This window comes from Thiobacillus thioparus DSM 505 (genome assembly GCF_000373385.1).
Taxonomy (GTDB): Bacteria; Pseudomonadota; Gammaproteobacteria; order Burkholderiales; family Thiobacillaceae; genus Thiobacillus; species Thiobacillus thioparus.
The window spans coordinates 130,070-145,459 of record NZ_KB891331.1 but is presented as its reverse complement, the minus strand read 5'-3'; the positions used below and the strand labels follow the sequence as shown (position 1 = coordinate 145,459).

Genomic DNA, 15,390 nt, shown 5'->3' with positions numbered 1-15,390 from the left:
CCTAAGTCCTTGAGGCGTAGGGGTTTTTTTGTGCCCGTCAGCTTGACCCCCCCAAAACTATCCCCTATAGTGGGTGCAAGTGGTGATTGGTGGGAAGTTGTGGGAGAATGCGCCCGTCCAATCACAATCAAATTCAGCCGGATTGGGTTTCAATAAACTGGGGGAAGCATGTTTCGGGGGGTCGCAACGGTCAGTCTGGATAGCAAGAACCGGCTCGTGGTGCCGGCGCGCTATCGCGACGCCCTCCTGGTGAACGGGGGTGGTCGCGTGGTGATCACGGCCGATCCCAGCCAGTGCCTGCTGCTCTATCCCTTGCCCGAGTGGGAGCCGATCGAGAAGAAGCTCAACGGCTTGTCCGATTTCAATCCCCGTACCCGCAGCCTCAAACAACTGCTCGTCGGCTATGCGCACGACATGGACATGGACGGCGCCGGACGTGTGCTCCTGCCGCCCATGCTGCGCAAGTTCGCTGAACTCGACAAGAACGTCGTGCTGGTAGGGCAGGGCAGCAAGGTCGAGTTGTGGAACGAGGCACGTTGGGAAGCGCAGGTGTCGCAGGCGCTGAGTTTCAGCGACGACGCGCTGCCGCCCGAATTGGAGGGATTTACGTTGTGATGGAGCCCGCCCATGTGCCGGTGCTGGCACAGGAGGCGGTGGCGGCGCTGGCGATCAGGCCCGATGGCGTGTATGTCGACGCGACGTTCGGACGCGGCGGCCACAGCCGACTGATCCTGGCGCAGTTGGGTGCGCGGGGGCGTCTGGTCGCGCTGGATCGCGACCCCGATGCCATTCACGTTGGCCGCACCCTGAAGGACGCCCGGCTGACGCTGGTACAGAGTACGTTTTCGCGCTTGAGCGCGGTGCTGGATGAATTGGGCGTAGGGCAGGTGGACGGAATTTTGCTGGATATTGGCGTGTCGTCGCCGCAACTCGACGATGCGACGCGCGGATTCAGTTTTCGCTTCGATGCCCCGCTCGACATGCGCATGGATCCGGGGAGTGGGTTGTCGGCTGCAGACTGGCTGGCAACAGCGGCAGAGGAGGAGATCAGTGAAGTCATCCGCACCTATGGGGAAGAGCGGTTTGCTAAATCGATTGCGCGCGCGCTTGTTGCGGCACGGCAAAAGGAGGCCATCCGCAGCACCGGGCAACTGGCGGATCTCATCGCCGCAACGGTCAAAAAACGCGAACCGGGGCAACACCCGGCGACCCGCAGCTTCCAGGCTATACGGATTTATATCAACCGCGAGCTTGAAGAGCTGAGCATCGTGTTGCCGCAATGCGTGGACAGGTTGCAACCCGGCGGTCGGCTTGTCGTCATCAGTTTCCATTCGCTCGAAGATCGCATCGTCAAGCGTTTCATGCGCGACGAGTCGCAGGGTGAACAGGCGCCGCGCCGGTTGCCGATCCCGGCCGCCATGCTGAAACCGGGGCGCCTGAAGCGCGTGGGCCGCGCCCAGCATGCGAGCGATGCCGAAATCGCAGCCAACCCGCGAGCACGTAGCGCCGTATTGCGGGTGGCAGAGCGTATGGGCGAGGCGATATGAGCCGCCTCAACGTCGTCCTTGCATTGGTGCTGGTGGCGTGTGCGCTGGCGGTAATCCAGGCGCAGCACCGCGCGCGCACATATTTTGTCGAGCTGGAGCGCTTGAAAAAAGAAGCGCGCGTGCTGGATGAGCAGTGGGGGCAATTGCAGCTGGAACAGGGCACCTGGGCCAACCCGGCACGGGTCGACACGCTTGCAAGGACCCGGCTGGGCCTGATCGCTCCGCCGCATGACCGCGTGCGCATCGAGACGCTGACGAACGCGCCATGAACTACCACTCGCGCAAACTGCTCAAGCTGAATCTCGCTCCCTGGCGCATGGCGACGGTGGGCGGCCTGCTGCTTGCCGGATTGACGGTGGTGGCCGGGCGCGCCTTCTATCTGCAGGGGCTCAATACCGACTATCTGCAGGGCAAGGGCGACGCGGTGTCCAATCGCAACCTCACCCTGCCGGCGCACCGCGGACAGGTGACGGATCGTTATGGCCAGCTGCTGGCGATCAGTACGCCGGTCGAGTCCCTGTGGGCGCGCGCAGCCGACCTCAATCTGTCGGCAGACCAGCGCGTGCACCTGGCCAGGGTGCTCGATATCTCGCCAGCGGAGTTGGCAAAAACCCTGACGCGCAAAACGCGCGGCGAATTCAGCGTGCGGCGTCCTGTTACCCCGGAGCAGGCCGTCAAGATTGCCGCCATGGGGTTGCCGGGTCTGACGCTGCAGCGCGAATACCGTCGTTACTACCCGGCGGGTGCGGTCACTGCCCAGGTGGTGGGCTTCACCAATGTGGACGACAAAGGACAGGAAGGCGTCGAGCGCGCCTACCAGGACTGGCTGGCCGGCCGGGCAGGCGAACGCCAGATTCTGCGCGACCGCCACGGCAACACCATTCGCGATCTGGCACCGATCAAGACTGCGCAGATGGGCGGCAACCTGACCCTGTCGCTCGATCTCAAGATCCAGTATCTGGCACACCGTGAACTGGCGGCGGCGATCGAGAAGCACAAAGCCAAGGGTGGCAGCATCGTGGTGCTCGACGCCAAGACCGGCGAGATTCTCGCGCTGGTGAATCAACCGGTTTTCAATCCCAACAACCGCCAGAATTACAAGCCTGACCTGATGCGCAACCGCGCAGTAATCGACACCTTTGAACCGGGCTCGACCGTCAAGCCCTTTGTCGCGGCAGCGGTGCTGGAACGAGGCCTGTTCCACCCGGACAGCGTGATCGAGACGCCGGACAATTTCCGTGTGGGCAACAAGCTGGTACACGACGAGCATCACCACCCGGAATTGACGGTGACTGAGATCATCCAGAAATCGAGCAATGTCGGCGCAGCCAAGATGGCGATGACGCTGACGCCGCAACAGCATTGGGAAGTGTTGCATCGTGCCGGGTTCGGGCAGTTGCCGGGCTCGGGCTTCCCGGGCGAGACTGCCGGGCGGCTGCGCGATCCGGCGACCTGGAAGCCGGTCGAGCAGGCCACTATGGCTTATGGCTACGGACTGTCGGTCAGCCTGCTGCAACTGACCCGGGCCTACATGGCGTTTGCCAACGACGGCGAAGTCATGCCGCTGTCTTTCCTCAAGCGTGAGCCGCAGGAGATCGTCGGCGAACGGGTGTTCTCTCCGACCGTTGCACGGGAAGTGCGCGCGATGATGGAGACCGTGACTCAGGAAGGCGGTACCGGGACATTGACCCGGGTGCCGGGCTATCGCGTGGCCGGCAAGACCGGTACCGCACACAAGCTCGTCAATGGCCATTACGCGCCGGATCGATATCTGGCCTCCTTCGTCGGCATGGCGCCGGCGTCGAATCCGCGCCTCATCATCGGTGTGACGATCGACGAGCCGTCGGATGGCGTGTATTACGGCGGCAGTGTCGCAGGGCCCGTCTTCGCGCAGGTCATGGCAGCGAGCCTGCGCCTGCTCGGGCTGCCGCCCGATGCGCCGGAAACCGAAACGAAGATGACCGAAAATGCCGTGTCGGCCAGGGGGGGGGCGTGATGGCGGCTGCCGGCTCGCATACCGTTTCCGGCCCGGCCGCATCCCAGGCTATCCACGAAACGGTGCCGCATATTCTGGAGCGGCTCGGGATTGCCGTCGGCGAACTCACCAGCGACAGCCGCAAGGCCACGCCCGGCACCGTGTTCGCCGCCTATCCCGGCGAGGCGTGCGATGGGCGTGATTTCATTGCACAAGCCGTGGCGCGGCGTGTCGACGGCGTATTGTGGGAAGCGGACCACTTTCAGTGGGATCCGGCGCTGGACATTCCCAATGCCGGCGTGGTCGGGCTGAAGACCCGTATCGGCGAAATCGCCGCGCACGTATATGGCGAGCCTTCGCACGCGCTGCACATGGTCGGCGTCACCGGCACCAACGGCAAGACCTCGGTGGCACACTGGGTGGCGCAGGCCTTCACGCAACTGGGACGCAAGACGGCTGTCGTCGGCACCGTCGGCAATGGCTTCCCGCCGGTCGGGGCCATGCCCGGGGCGCTGACGCCCGCACTCAACACCACGCCCGACGCCATCGAGTTGCAGCAACGCCTTGCGGCGTACCGGCAACAGGGCGCGGTTGCCTGTGCGATGGAAGTCTCGTCGCACGGGCTCGCACAGGGACGCGTCAACGGGACTCGTTTCAATGTCGCCGTGCTGACCAATCTGTCGCGCGACCACCTCGATTACCACGGCAACATGGAGAACTATGCCGATGCCAAGGCCCGGCTGTTCAATTGGCCCGGGCTGCAATGGGTGGTGGTCAATGTCGACGACGAATTCGGGCGGCGGCTGGAAAGCGAAACCCGGCCCGCGCGCGTCGCCGGATACGGATTCCAGCGCGGTGCGGTGGTAGGGGAAAAATTACATCTGTCCCAAGCCGGCTTGCACCTGCGGGTTCATACCGACTGGGGCAACGTCGAGTTCGATGTGCCATTGCTGGGGCGTTTCAACGCAGCCAATCTGCTGGCCGTGCTCACCACCTTGCTGGTTTCGGACGTGAAGCTGGACGATGCCTGCCAGGCATTGGCACATGTCACGCCGCCGCCGGGGCGGATGCAGACACTTGGCGGCAATGTGCATCCGCTGGTAGTCGTGGATTATGCCCATACGCCCGATGCGCTGGAAAAAGTGCTTGCCACGCTACGTGAAATCGCCGGCGGCGGGCGCCTGATCTGCGTCTTCGGCTGCGGCGGCAATCGCGACAAGGGCAAGCGTCCGTTGATGGGGCGGGCCACCGCCAAAGGCGCGGATGAAATCTGGGTCACCAGCGACAACCCGCGCAACGAAGACCCGCATCACATCATTCAAGACATTCTCGCCGGGATGAACGGCAAGCCGCATGTCGAGCCCGACCGCGCGCGCGCCATCTTCGAGGCCATCGGCGGCGCGCATCAAGGCGATGTGGTGTTGATCGCCGGCAAGGGTCATGAGGATTACCAGGAAGTTGCGGGCGAGCGCCTGCCATTCTCCGACGTGGCCGTAGCGAAGAAGGCACTGGAGGCGTGGACATGATGCGTCTTTCCGAAGTCGCTGCCATGCTGGGCGTACCGTTTGCGGGTGAGGATGCCGAGGTGCTGCGCATCTCCACCGACAGCCGGACGATCCGGCCGGGCGATCTCTTCATCGCGTTGCGCGGCGAAAAGTTCGACGGCGGCAGGTTTGCCGCCCAGGCGCTGCAGCAGGGTGCGGCCGGCGTGGTGCTCGACCAGGCCCAGGCACCTGCTGTAACCGCCGCCATCCGTGTCGACGATACCCGCCTGGCATTGGGCAAGCTGGCTGCCGCCTGGCGCCAGCGCTTCGCCGTTCCGGTGGTCGCCATTACCGGCAGCAACGGCAAGACCACGGTCAAGGAAATGCTGGCGGCGATTCTGCGGGCGGAAGCCGGGGCGGACGCCGCCGTGCTCCATACCGAAGGCAATCTCAACAACGACATCGGCCTGCCGCTGATGCTGCTGCGCCTGCGCGAGTCGCACCAATACGCCGTACTGGAAATGGGCATGAACCATGCAGGCGAAATCGACTACCTGACGCGCCTGACCGCGCCCGATGTGGCGGTGGTCAACAACGCCCTGTCCGCGCATATCGGCTTCCTCGGCTCGATTGAAAATATCGCGCGTGCCAAGGGCGAGATATTCCATGGCCTGTCGGATGCCGGTATCGCAGTATTCAACGCCGATGACCCGCATGCCTGGTTGTGGCGCGAAGCCAATGCGCGTCGCTGCGTGATCGACTTCGGCCTCAAGCAGCCGGCCGTAGTACGCGGCCATTATCAACCCGGCGATTTCGGCTCGACGCTCACCCTCACGCTGCCCAATGCGACCCTGGACGTCGCCCTGCAGGTGCCGGGCGAGCATAACGCGATGAATGCGCTTGCCGCCGTGGCCGCTGCATTCGCGCTCGACATCAGTCATCGCAGCATCGTCGCCGGGCTATCGGGATTCGGCGGCGTCAAGGGCCGTCTGCAGAAGAAGCCTGCACTGCACGGCAGCACCTTCATCGACGACACCTATAACGCCAATCCCGACTCGGTTAAGGCCGCATTGGCTGTGCTGGTGCAACAGGCTGGCAAGAAAGTGCTGGTGCTGGGCGACATGGGCGAACTGGGCAGCGCCGCCGTAGCGATGCATGCAGAGATTGGGTTGGCGGCGCGCGCGGCAGGGGTGGACAGGTTGCTGGCGCTGGGCGAACTGACGAAGGAAACCGTCGGGGCCTTCGGCGCCGGCGCCATGCATTTCGAACGTATCCAGGAACTGCTTGCCGAACTCGAAAACGCACTCACGCCCGACACCACCGTGCTGGTGAAAGGCTCGCGTTTCATGCAGATGGAACGCGTGGTCAACAGTTTTATGGAAGACCCGGCAGCTACGCAGCCGGGGCGCGAGGGACACTGACATGCTCCTGTGGCTGTTTCAGCATCTGGGCCAGGACGTTCGGGCATTCAACGTCTTCAATTACCTGACGCTGCGTGCCGTGCTGGCCACGCTCACCGCGCTGACGATCTCCTTCATCGTCGGCCCGGCCGTGATCCGCAAGCTCACCGCTCTGAAAATCGGCCAGTCGGTGCGCAGCGACGGCCCGCAAACCCATCTGGTCAAGGCCGGCACGCCGACCATGGGCGGCGCGCTGATCCTGGTCTCGGTCACCGTGACCACGCTGCTGTGGGCGGACCTGTCCAACGACTATGTTTGGGTGGCCTTGCTCACCCTGCTGGGCTTCGGCGTCATCGGCTGGGTCGACGACTGGCGCAAGGTCGTCGAGAAGAACTCGCGCGGCCTGCCCTCGCGCTGGAAGTACTTCTGGCAGTCGGTGATCGGCCTCGCGGTCGCGGCCTATCTGTGGCACAGCGCCAGCCTGCCCGCGCACACCGAACTCATCATTCCCTTTCTCAAGCACGCCACGGTCCCGCTGTCGGCGGTGGGTTTCATCGCGCTGACCTATTTCGTCATCGTCGGTTCCAGCAACGCGGTCAACCTCACCGACGGCCTCGATGGCCTGGCGATCCTGCCGACCGTGATGGTGGCGTCCGCCCTGGCGATCTTTGCCTACGTCGCGGGCAACGCGGTGTTCTCGAAATACCTCGGCCTGCCGCACGTGCCCGGTGCGGGCGAGCTCGCGGTGTTCTGTTCGGCGATGGCGGGGGCGGGGCTGGCCTTCCTGTGGTTCAACGCCTATCCGGCGGAAGTCTTCATGGGCGACGTCGGTGCGCTGGCGCTGGGCGCCGCCCTTGGGGTGGTCGCCGTCATCGTACGGCAGGAGATCATCCTCTTCATCATGTGCGGCGTGTTCGTGGTGGAAACCCTGTCGGTCATGGTGCAGGTCGCCTCGTTCAAGCTCACCGGCAAACGCGTGTTCCGCATGGCGCCGATTCATCACCACTACGAACTGAAGGGCTGGAAGGAAAATCAGGTCGTCGTGCGATTCTGGATCATCAGCATGATGCTGGTGCTGATCGGCCTGTCGAGCCTGAAACTGAGATGAACTACGACAGTCTGAACCTTTCCGGCAAGCAGGTCCTGGTGCTCGGCCTCGGCGACACCGGGCTGTCATGCGTTCGTTGGCTGGCGGCGCGCGGCGCGCGGGTGAGCGTGGCCGACAGCCGCGCGACGCCGCCGCATGCTGCGCGCCTGGTGGAATGGCTGCCGCAGGTGCCGCTCTTTACCGGTCCGTTCGACGATGCCCGTCTACAGGCGGCCGACATGTTGGTGCTCAGCCCGGGCGTGCCGCTGGCCGAACCGGCTGTCGCGCGTGCCGTCGCTGCAGGCGTCGAGGTGGTAGGTGATGTGGAACTGTTCGCCCGGGCGATCCATGCACTCAACACCGAGCGTGCCGCGTCGACCGATTCAAGTGGTCCGATGCGGGTGATCGCCATCACCGGCAGCAACGGCAAGAGCACTGTCACCTCGATGTGTGGCGACATGTGTCGCACGGCTGGGCTGACTACTTGTGTGGCCGGCAATATCGGCCTGCCGGTGCTGGATGCGCTGGTCGAAATCGAACAGGGCATCGCCCCTGCGCCTCAGGTGTGGGTGCTGGAATTGTCGAGCTTCCAGCTCGAGACGACCACCAGCCTCAACGCCGATGCCGCCACAGTGCTCAACGTGTCGGAAGACCACATGGATCGTTATCCTGACATGGACGCTTACGTTGCCGCCAAGGCACGCATCTATGACGGCGATGGCGTGCAGGTAGTGAACCGCGACGATGCACGTAGCCTCGCCATGGCACGATCCGGCCGCCACGTGGTGAGCTTCGGTCTGGATCGCTGCCCGAAGGGCGAGAACTTCGGTTTGTGCGAGGACGAGCTCTGCTTGGGCGGGGACATGTTGATGCCCTTGTCCGCGCTGCCGGTGGCCGGCCTGCACAACGCGGCCAATGCCCTGGCAGCCCTGGCACTGACCCGCGCGCTGGATTTGCCGATGGAGGCCTTGTTGCGTGGCCTGTTGCATTTCAAGGGGCTGCCGCACCGGGTGGAAAAAGTTGTCGAGATCGAGGGCGTGACCTACTACGACGACTCGAAAGGCACCAATGTCGGCGCCACCGAGGCCGCACTGTATGGCATGGGCAATCGCAAGGCAGTGGTGATCCTGGGCGGCGACGGCAAGGGGCAGGATTTCAGTCCACTCAAGGCGGCAGTGGAAGCCAATGCCCGAGCCGTGGTGCTGATCGGACGCGACGCGCAACTGATCGATGCGGCCATCGCAGGCTGTGGCGTCGACGTGTATGCGGCTACCAGCCTTGCCGATGCAGTGGGCCAGGCGCAGCGTCTCGCCCATCCCGGCGATGCCGTCCTGTTGTCGCCCGCCTGCGCCAGCTTCGACATGTTCCGCAACTACGTTCATCGCGCCGAAGTGTTCGTCGCCGCCGTGAACAAGCTGGCGGCTGAACGGGCGGCGAACTGATGCTCTACGCCGCGCGCGCGCCCAAACCCAGTGCCGAGCTCGATTTCAGCCTGTTGTGGCTGGCCATGGGCCTGTTGGCGATCGGCCTGGTGATGGTTTACTCCGCGTCGATCGCGATCGCCGAAGCCGCCCGCTATACCCACCACAACGGCGAGTACTATCTGCTGCGGCAGGGCATCTTCATCGCCATGGGCGTCGGAGTCGGCATGGCCGCGTTCCGGGTGCCGATGCGGGTGTGGCAGCAGGCGGCTCCCTATCTCTTTCTTGCCGGCCTGCTGTTGCTGGTGGTCGTGCTGATCCCGCATATCGGGCGCGAGGTCAACGGCAGCCGGCGCTGGATTCCGCTCGGCTTTGCCAACCTGCAGCCCTCGGAACTGATGAAGTTCCTTGCCGTGCTGTATGCCGCCGACTACACCACGCGCAAGGCTGCCTTCATGCACGATTTCAAGAAGGGTTTCCTGCCGATGGCCGCGGTGATGATGCTGGCCGGCGCGCTGCTGCTGCGCGAGCCGGATTTTGGCGCCTTCGTCGTCATCGTGTCGATCGCCATGGGTATCCTGTTCCTCGGCGGACTCAACTGGAAAGTGTTTGCAGGTCTGGTGGTGGTGCTGCTGATCGGCTTCGTCCTGCTGATCCTGACGTCGCCATATCGGCTGCAGCGCGTGCTCGGTTTCATGGATCCGTTCGCCGATCCGTATGGCAAGGGTTATCAGCTGTCGCATGCGCTGATCGCTTTCGGCCGCGGCGAATGGCTGGGCCTAGGTTTGGGTGGCAGTATCGAAAAGCTGTTCTATCTGCCTGAAGCGCACACCGATTTCCTGATGGCGGTGATTGCCGAGGAATTCGGTTTCGTCGGGGTGGTCGTGGTGGTCGCCCTGTTCGCCTGGCTCATCGTCAAAGCCTTCCTGATCGGCCACCGCGCGGCCCAGCTCGAGCGCAATTTCTGCGCACTGGTAGCGCAAGGCATCGGCATCTGGATCGGCGTGCAGGCGCTCATCAACATGGGCGTGAACGTCGGCCTTTTGCCGACCAAGGGCCTCACGCTGCCTTTCCTGTCGTTCGGCGGCAGCGGCATCATCGCCAACTGCCTGGCGGTTGCCATCCTGTTGCGCATCGACTGGGAACATCGGCAGATGATGCGAGGAAAAACGTTCTGATGGCCGCCCTGAACCGTACGCTCATGGTCATGGCCGGCGGCACCGGCGGTCACGTCTACCCGGCGCTTGCGGTGGCCGACGCGCTGCGCGCGCGCGGCTGGGAGGTATTCTGGCTCGGCACGCGGGCGGGGCTGGAAGCGCGGGTAATACCGGCGGCGGGCATCGACATGGTATGGGTGAGCATGGGTGGCGTGCGTGGCAAGGGCGTGTTAAAAAAGCTGCTGTTGCCGGCCACCCTGCTGGTCGCCTTCTGGCAGAGCCTCGTCGCCATCCTCAAGCGCCGCCCTGATGTCGTGCTCGGCATGGGCGGTTATACCGCCTTCCCCGGCGGCATGATGGCGAGCCTGCTCAACAAACCGCTGGTCATCCACGAACAGAATTCGATCGGCGGCCTCACCAACCGAGTGCTGGCTTGTCTTGCAGACCGCGTACTGACGGCCTTTCCCAAGGTGTTCACCCATGCGCACGACAAACCGATTCCATGTCGTCGCGTGACAACCGAATGGGTGGGCAACCCAGTCCGGAGCGACATTGCCGTCGCCACGCCGGTGGCGCACAGCGGACCGCTGCGTCTGCTGGTGGTCGGTGGCAGCCTCGGCGCGCAGGCCCTGAATGAACGGGTCCCGCAGGCACTGGCCCTGCTGCCTGCCGGCAAGCGTCCACATGTCGTCCATCAGTCCGGCCGCCAGCACCTGGATGCGCTGCGTGCGAATTATGCTGCCGCCGGCGTCGAGGCCGAGGTGCGCGATTACATCGAGGACATGGCTGCCGCCTATCGCGACTGCGATTTCGCGATCTGCCGCGCTGGCGCGATGACCGTCGCGGAACTGGCCTGTGCCGGCGTGCCAGCGGTGCTGGTGCCCTTCCCTTTTGCGGTGGACAACCACCAGACCGGCAACGCCGAGTTTCTGTCCGATGCCGGCGCGGCCTGGCTGATGCAACAAAAGGACCTGAGTGCGGAAAAGCTGGCCGCGCTGATCGGAAGCCTCGACCGCGCCACACTCGCCGTCATGTCGGACAAAGCCCGGCAACTGGCCAAGCCCGATGCCACGGCTCGCGTCGCCGATATTTGCGAGGCACTTGCCAAATGAAGTACGCCGCCAAGCACATCCATTTCGTGGGCATGATCGATCCGAGCAGGGAGCAGGGATCCCGCTTGCGGGATGCGAGCGGCCGCGAGGGGCGCCGGATGCCCACGTCGGGCGGCGGCAAGGGAGGCCGCGGCTGATGAAGCACGCCGTCAAGCACATCCATTTCGTGGGCATCGGTGGAGTCGGCATGAGCGGTATCGCCGAAGTGCTGCTGAATCTGGGTTATAGCGTGTCGGGCTCGGACCTGGCCGACAACGCGGTGACGCAGCGGCTGGCCGGCCTGGGCGCGCGCATCCATCGCGGCCATGCGGCGGAGAATATCGTCGACGCCGATGCTGTCGTCACTTCGACCGCAGTACAGGAAGACAACCCCGAGGTCATCGCCGCGCGCGAGAAGAAAATTCCCATCGTGCCGCGCGCACTGATGCTGGCCGAGCTGATGCGGCTGCAGCGCGGCATTGCGATCGCCGGCACCCACGGCAAGACCACCACCACCAGCCTGGTCGCCAGTATCCTCGGCGAAGCCGGTATGGATCCGACCTACGTCATCGGCGGCAAGCTCACGGCCGCCGGTACCAACGCGCGGCTCGGCAAGGGCGATTTCCTGGTGGCCGAAGCCGACGAGTCCGACGCGTCCTTCCTCTATCTGACGCCGGTGATTGCCATCGTCACCAACATCGACGCCGATCACATGGATACTTATGGCCATGACTTCGAGCGCCTGAAAACCGCCTTCGTCGATTTCTGCCAGCGCCTGCCCTTCTACGGCATGGCGGTGCTGTGTATCGACGACCCGCACGTGCGCGAGATCCTGCCGCGCATCACCAAGCCGATCACCACCTATGGCTTCGACGAGACGGCGCAGGTGCGTGCGGTCAATCCGCGCTTCGAGCGCGGCCAGATGCGTTTCACGGTCAAGCGCGAGGGCGTGGCCGATCTCGACGTGATGCTGAACCACCCGGGCATGCACAACGTGTTGAATGCATTGGCTGCGATTGCCGTGGCGAGCGAAGTCGGTGCCGACGATGCCGCCATCGTCAAGGCGCTTGCCGAGTTCCATGGCGTGGGACGCCGCTTCCAGCGCTACGGCGAGTTGTCCGCGAAGGATGGCGGGAAGTATTGCCTGGTCGACGACTACGGCCATCACCCGGTCGAGATGGCTGCCACGCTCGCCGCAGCGCGTGGCGCCTTTCCCGGCCGGCGCCTGGTGCTGGTGTTCCAGCCGCATCGTTTCACGCGCACGCGCGACTGCTTCGAGGATTTCGTGAAAGTCCTGTCGGAAACCGACGTACTGGTGTTGACCGAGGTGTACCCGGCCGGCGAGGCCCCCATCGTGGCGGCCGACGGCCGTGCGCTGGCGCGCGCGGTACGCGTGGCAGGCAAGGTCGAGCCGGTGTTCGTGGAAAACGTGACCGATGTGCCTGCCACGGTGCGCGATCTCGCGCAGACGGGCGACGTGGTGCTGGTGATGGGGGCCGGCAGTATCGGCCAGGTGGCGCCCGCACTGGGTTCGGAATCCGCCGGGAGGACAAACCATGCGGCATGACTATCGCATGAGCGAAGTCGATATGGCGGGCGGCGGCGCACCCGTCCTGCGCGGACATTTCCTCTACAACGAACCGATGAAGAAGCATGTGTCGTGGCGGGCAGGCGGTGCCGCGCAACGCGTCTACATTCCGGCCGACCTTGAGGATCTGACTTGGCTGATCCGCTCGGTCCCGGTGCACGAAAGCGTCCACATGGTGGGTTTGGGCAGCAATCTGCTGGTACGTGACGGCGGGGTCGCCGGCGTGGTGATCTTGTTGCACGGCGTGCTGAAAAAACTGGCCATCGAAAGCCGTACGCATGGGTTGCCGCCGGCGCCGGCGGATGCCGACACGGCCCTGGTGTATGCCCAGGCAGGCGTTGCCTCGCCCAAGCTGGCGCGTTTTGCCGCCAACCACGATCTCGTCGGCGGCGAATTCTGGGCCGGCATTCCCGGTACCGTCGGCGGCGCCATCGCCATGAACGCCGGCTGCTACGGCAGCGAAACCTGGGACAAGCTGGTGCAGGTACAAACCCTGGATCGCGAGGGCCAGCTGAACGAGCGGTTGCCGGGTGAATATGTGACCGGCTACCGCCATGTCGCGCTGAAGCTTCCGCATCAGGAATGGTTCATCGGTGGCTGGTTCCGCCTGGCGCGCGGCGATGGCGCGGCCTCGCGCGAAACCATCAAGGACTTGCTGAAAAAGCGCATTGCCTCGCAGCCGCTGAATATGCCCAACGCCGGTTCAGTGTTCCGCAACCCCCCTGGCGACTATGCGGCCCGGCTGATCGAGAGCTGTGGCCTCAAGAGTTTCAGGATCGGGGGTGCGCAGGTGTCGACCAAGCATGCCAACTTCATCGTCAATACAGGCAACGCCACGGCGGCCGACATCGAGCGACTGATCGAGCATGTGGAAGAGACCGTGGAGACGCGCACCAATGTGCGATTGATCCGCGAAGTGAGAATTATTGGAGAACGTCAGTGAGCACGATCGAATCGGCGAAGGTATTCGGAAAAGTCGCCGTGATGCTGGGTGGCACGTCGGCGGAACGGCCGGTGTCGCTCAATAGCGGCGCAGCGGTGCTGGCCGCGCTAACCCGGCAGGGCGTCGATGCGCACGCGTTCGACCCGGCGAACCGCAATCTTGGGGATCTCATCACTGGCGAGTTCGACCGGGTCTTCATCGCGTTGCATGGACGCTATGGCGAGGACGGGTGCATGCAGGGCGCACTCGAGTTGCTGGGCATTCCCTATACCGGCAGCGGCGTGATGGCGTCGGCTATCGGCATGGACAAGTGGCGTACCAAGCTATTGTGGCGCGCCGCCGGGCTGCCGACGGCGGACTGGGACATCTTGACCGCCGCCAGCGATTTTGCGGCAGTGGAAAAAAAGCTGGGCCTGCCCATTTTCGTGAAGCCCGCCCGCGAGGGATCGAGCATCGGCATGAGCAAGGTGACCGAGTCCGGCATGCTGAAGGCCGCCTACGAGGCCGCCGCCGAACACGACACCTTGGTGCTGGCCGAAAAGTTCATCGACGGCGCCGAATTCACCGTCGGCATTCTCGGCGAGGCCGCCTTGCCGCTGATCCGGCTGGAGCCCGCGAAAGACAAGGCCTTCTACGATTTCGAGGCCAAATACCTGCGCAACGACACCCAATACCACTGCCCGGCGGGACTCCCGGAGGCACAGGAAATGGCGCTGCGGAAGTTGGCGCTCGATGCTTTCCGTCTGGTCGGCGGGCGCGGCTGGGGACGGGTCGACGTCATGCTGGATAGCCTCGGCAATCCCTACCTGCTGGAGGTGAACACCTCGCCAGGCATGACCGATCACAGCCTGGTACCGATGGCTGCGCGCGTCGCCGGCCTGGATTTCGACGCCTTGTGCATGAAGATACTGGAGCAGACGCTGTGACGTCCCCGGAACTCGCCGCCCATCCGCTGTCGCAGGTCGCCCGCGTGCTGACCTGGGGCGCGCTCGGCCTGCTGGCCTACGGCACGGCCAGCTGGGTGGCGGCGCAGCCGTGGTTCGCCCTGCACACCATCGAGGTGAAAACGCCGGTGGCGCACGTCACCGAGGCGCAGATCCGCTTGGTGGCCGAGCGTCAGGTACGCGGGACCTTCTTCACTGTCGATCTCGAGCATGTGCGCAACAGCCTGGAGAAACTGCCCTGGGTGCGCGAAGCGCGCGTGGAGCGCCGCTGGCCCGACACCCTGGTGGTCTCGCTCACCGAGCATGTGCCGTTCGCCCGCTGGAACGACGACGCCCTCGTGAGCGAGACCGGCGAAGTGTTTGGCGCCGCCGTGTCCACCAAGCTGCCGCGTCTCGTCGGCCCGGATGGCAGCAGCACCGAGGTGGTCGCGACCTATCGCCGCTATCAGGCGGCACTGGCGCCCCTGGGCATGACGATAGACGAATTGCGGCTGTCGCCGCGCCGCGCCTGGCGCCTGCGCCTGGACAACGGCATGCAGCTGGCGCTTGGGCGGATGCAGACCGACAAGCGGCTGGCGCGTTTCGTCGCCCTGTATCCGCGTCTGTTCGGCCGGCAGCCGGCAAAGGACAGACAGGTTGCGGCTGCCCCCCCCGTCCCGCTGATGGTCGACCTACGTTACACCGACGGCTTCGCCGTGCGCATGCCGAACGGCGTGACCCCTTTCAAATCGAGTGAAACATGAGTGCACCGCA

General features: G+C 64.5%; 15 protein-coding genes. All 15 read left to right on the top strand.

What is annotated here, in order from left to right; genetic code table 11:
• Positions 1 to 168: 168 nt before the first annotated feature.
• The 15 genes from mraZ to B058_RS0114190 are packed head-to-tail and all read left to right on the top strand — an operon-like array spanning position 169 to position 15,380.
• Complete coding sequence (gene mraZ / locus B058_RS0114260) at positions 169 to 615, top strand: division/cell wall cluster transcriptional repressor MraZ (RefSeq protein ID WP_018509172.1); 447 nt, start codon at positions 169 to 171, stop codon at positions 613 to 615.
• The gene (gene rsmH / locus B058_RS0114255) at positions 615 to 1,547 is read left to right on the top strand and encodes a 16S rRNA (cytosine(1402)-N(4))-methyltransferase RsmH (protein ID WP_018509171.1); all 933 of its coding nucleotides are present in this window, start codon (positions 615 to 617) and stop codon (positions 1,545 to 1,547) included. Before mraZ ends, rsmH begins: the two co-directional genes overlap by 1 nt.
• Positions 1,544 to 1,816, top strand: a complete 273-nt coding sequence (gene ftsL, locus B058_RS0114250) for a cell division protein FtsL (RefSeq protein WP_018509170.1) — start codon at positions 1,544 to 1,546, stop codon at positions 1,814 to 1,816. The genes rsmH and ftsL overlap by 4 nt, the downstream gene beginning before the upstream one ends.
• On the top strand, positions 1,813 to 3,543 hold the full coding sequence (locus tag B058_RS0114245; protein ID WP_018509169.1) for a peptidoglycan D,D-transpeptidase FtsI family protein: 1,731 nt from the start codon (positions 1,813 to 1,815) through the stop codon (positions 3,541 to 3,543). The genes ftsL and B058_RS0114245 overlap by 4 nt, the downstream gene beginning before the upstream one ends.
• Positions 3,543 to 5,048, top strand: coding sequence for a UDP-N-acetylmuramoyl-L-alanyl-D-glutamate--2,6-diaminopimelate ligase (locus B058_RS0114240; RefSeq protein WP_018509168.1), 1,506 nt, complete (start codon positions 3,543 to 3,545; stop codon positions 5,046 to 5,048). The genes B058_RS0114245 and B058_RS0114240 overlap by 1 nt, the downstream gene beginning before the upstream one ends.
• On the top strand, positions 5,045 to 6,427 hold the full coding sequence (locus B058_RS0114235) for a UDP-N-acetylmuramoyl-tripeptide--D-alanyl-D-alanine ligase (RefSeq protein WP_018509167.1): 1,383 nt from the start codon (positions 5,045 to 5,047) through the stop codon (positions 6,425 to 6,427). Before B058_RS0114240 ends, B058_RS0114235 begins: the two co-directional genes overlap by 4 nt.
• A 1-nt stretch (position 6,428) precedes the next feature.
• On the top strand, positions 6,429 to 7,514 hold the full coding sequence (mraY, locus tag B058_RS0114230; protein WP_018509166.1) for a phospho-N-acetylmuramoyl-pentapeptide-transferase: 1,086 nt from the start codon (positions 6,429 to 6,431) through the stop codon (positions 7,512 to 7,514).
• A complete protein-coding gene (murD, locus tag B058_RS0114225; protein ID WP_018509165.1) occupies positions 7,511 to 8,935 on the top strand; it encodes a UDP-N-acetylmuramoyl-L-alanine--D-glutamate ligase in 1,425 nt (474 codons plus the stop codon). Before mraY ends, murD begins: the two co-directional genes overlap by 4 nt.
• The gene (ftsW, locus tag B058_RS0114220) at positions 8,935 to 10,092 is read left to right on the top strand and encodes a putative lipid II flippase FtsW (protein WP_018509164.1); all 1,158 of its coding nucleotides are present in this window, start codon (positions 8,935 to 8,937) and stop codon (positions 10,090 to 10,092) included. Before murD ends, ftsW begins: the two co-directional genes overlap by 1 nt.
• Positions 10,092 to 11,183 carry an undecaprenyldiphospho-muramoylpentapeptide beta-N-acetylglucosaminyltransferase gene (gene murG, locus B058_RS0114215; RefSeq protein WP_018509163.1) on the top strand — a complete coding sequence of 364 codons (1,092 nt, stop codon included), beginning with the start codon at positions 10,092 to 10,094 and terminating at the stop codon, positions 11,181 to 11,183. The genes ftsW and murG overlap by 1 nt, the downstream gene beginning before the upstream one ends.
• Complete coding sequence (locus B058_RS17950) at positions 11,180 to 11,320, top strand: hypothetical protein (protein ID WP_018509162.1); 141 nt, start codon at positions 11,180 to 11,182, stop codon at positions 11,318 to 11,320. Before murG ends, B058_RS17950 begins: the two co-directional genes overlap by 4 nt.
• Entirely contained in the window at positions 11,320 to 12,729 is a 1,410-nt protein-coding gene (gene murC, locus B058_RS0114205; RefSeq protein WP_018509161.1) for a UDP-N-acetylmuramate--L-alanine ligase, read from the top strand. Before B058_RS17950 ends, murC begins: the two co-directional genes overlap by 1 nt.
• Positions 12,719 to 13,693, top strand: a complete 975-nt coding sequence (murB, locus tag B058_RS0114200) for a UDP-N-acetylmuramate dehydrogenase (RefSeq protein WP_018509160.1) — start codon at positions 12,719 to 12,721, stop codon at positions 13,691 to 13,693. Before murC ends, murB begins: the two co-directional genes overlap by 11 nt.
• A complete protein-coding gene (locus B058_RS0114195) occupies positions 13,690 to 14,619 on the top strand; it encodes a D-alanine--D-alanine ligase (protein ID WP_018509159.1) in 930 nt (309 codons plus the stop codon). Before murB ends, B058_RS0114195 begins: the two co-directional genes overlap by 4 nt.
• Complete coding sequence (locus tag B058_RS0114190; RefSeq protein WP_018509158.1) at positions 14,616 to 15,380, top strand: cell division protein FtsQ/DivIB; 765 nt, start codon at positions 14,616 to 14,618, stop codon at positions 15,378 to 15,380. Before B058_RS0114195 ends, B058_RS0114190 begins: the two co-directional genes overlap by 4 nt.
• Positions 15,381 to 15,390 lie beyond the last annotated feature (10 nt).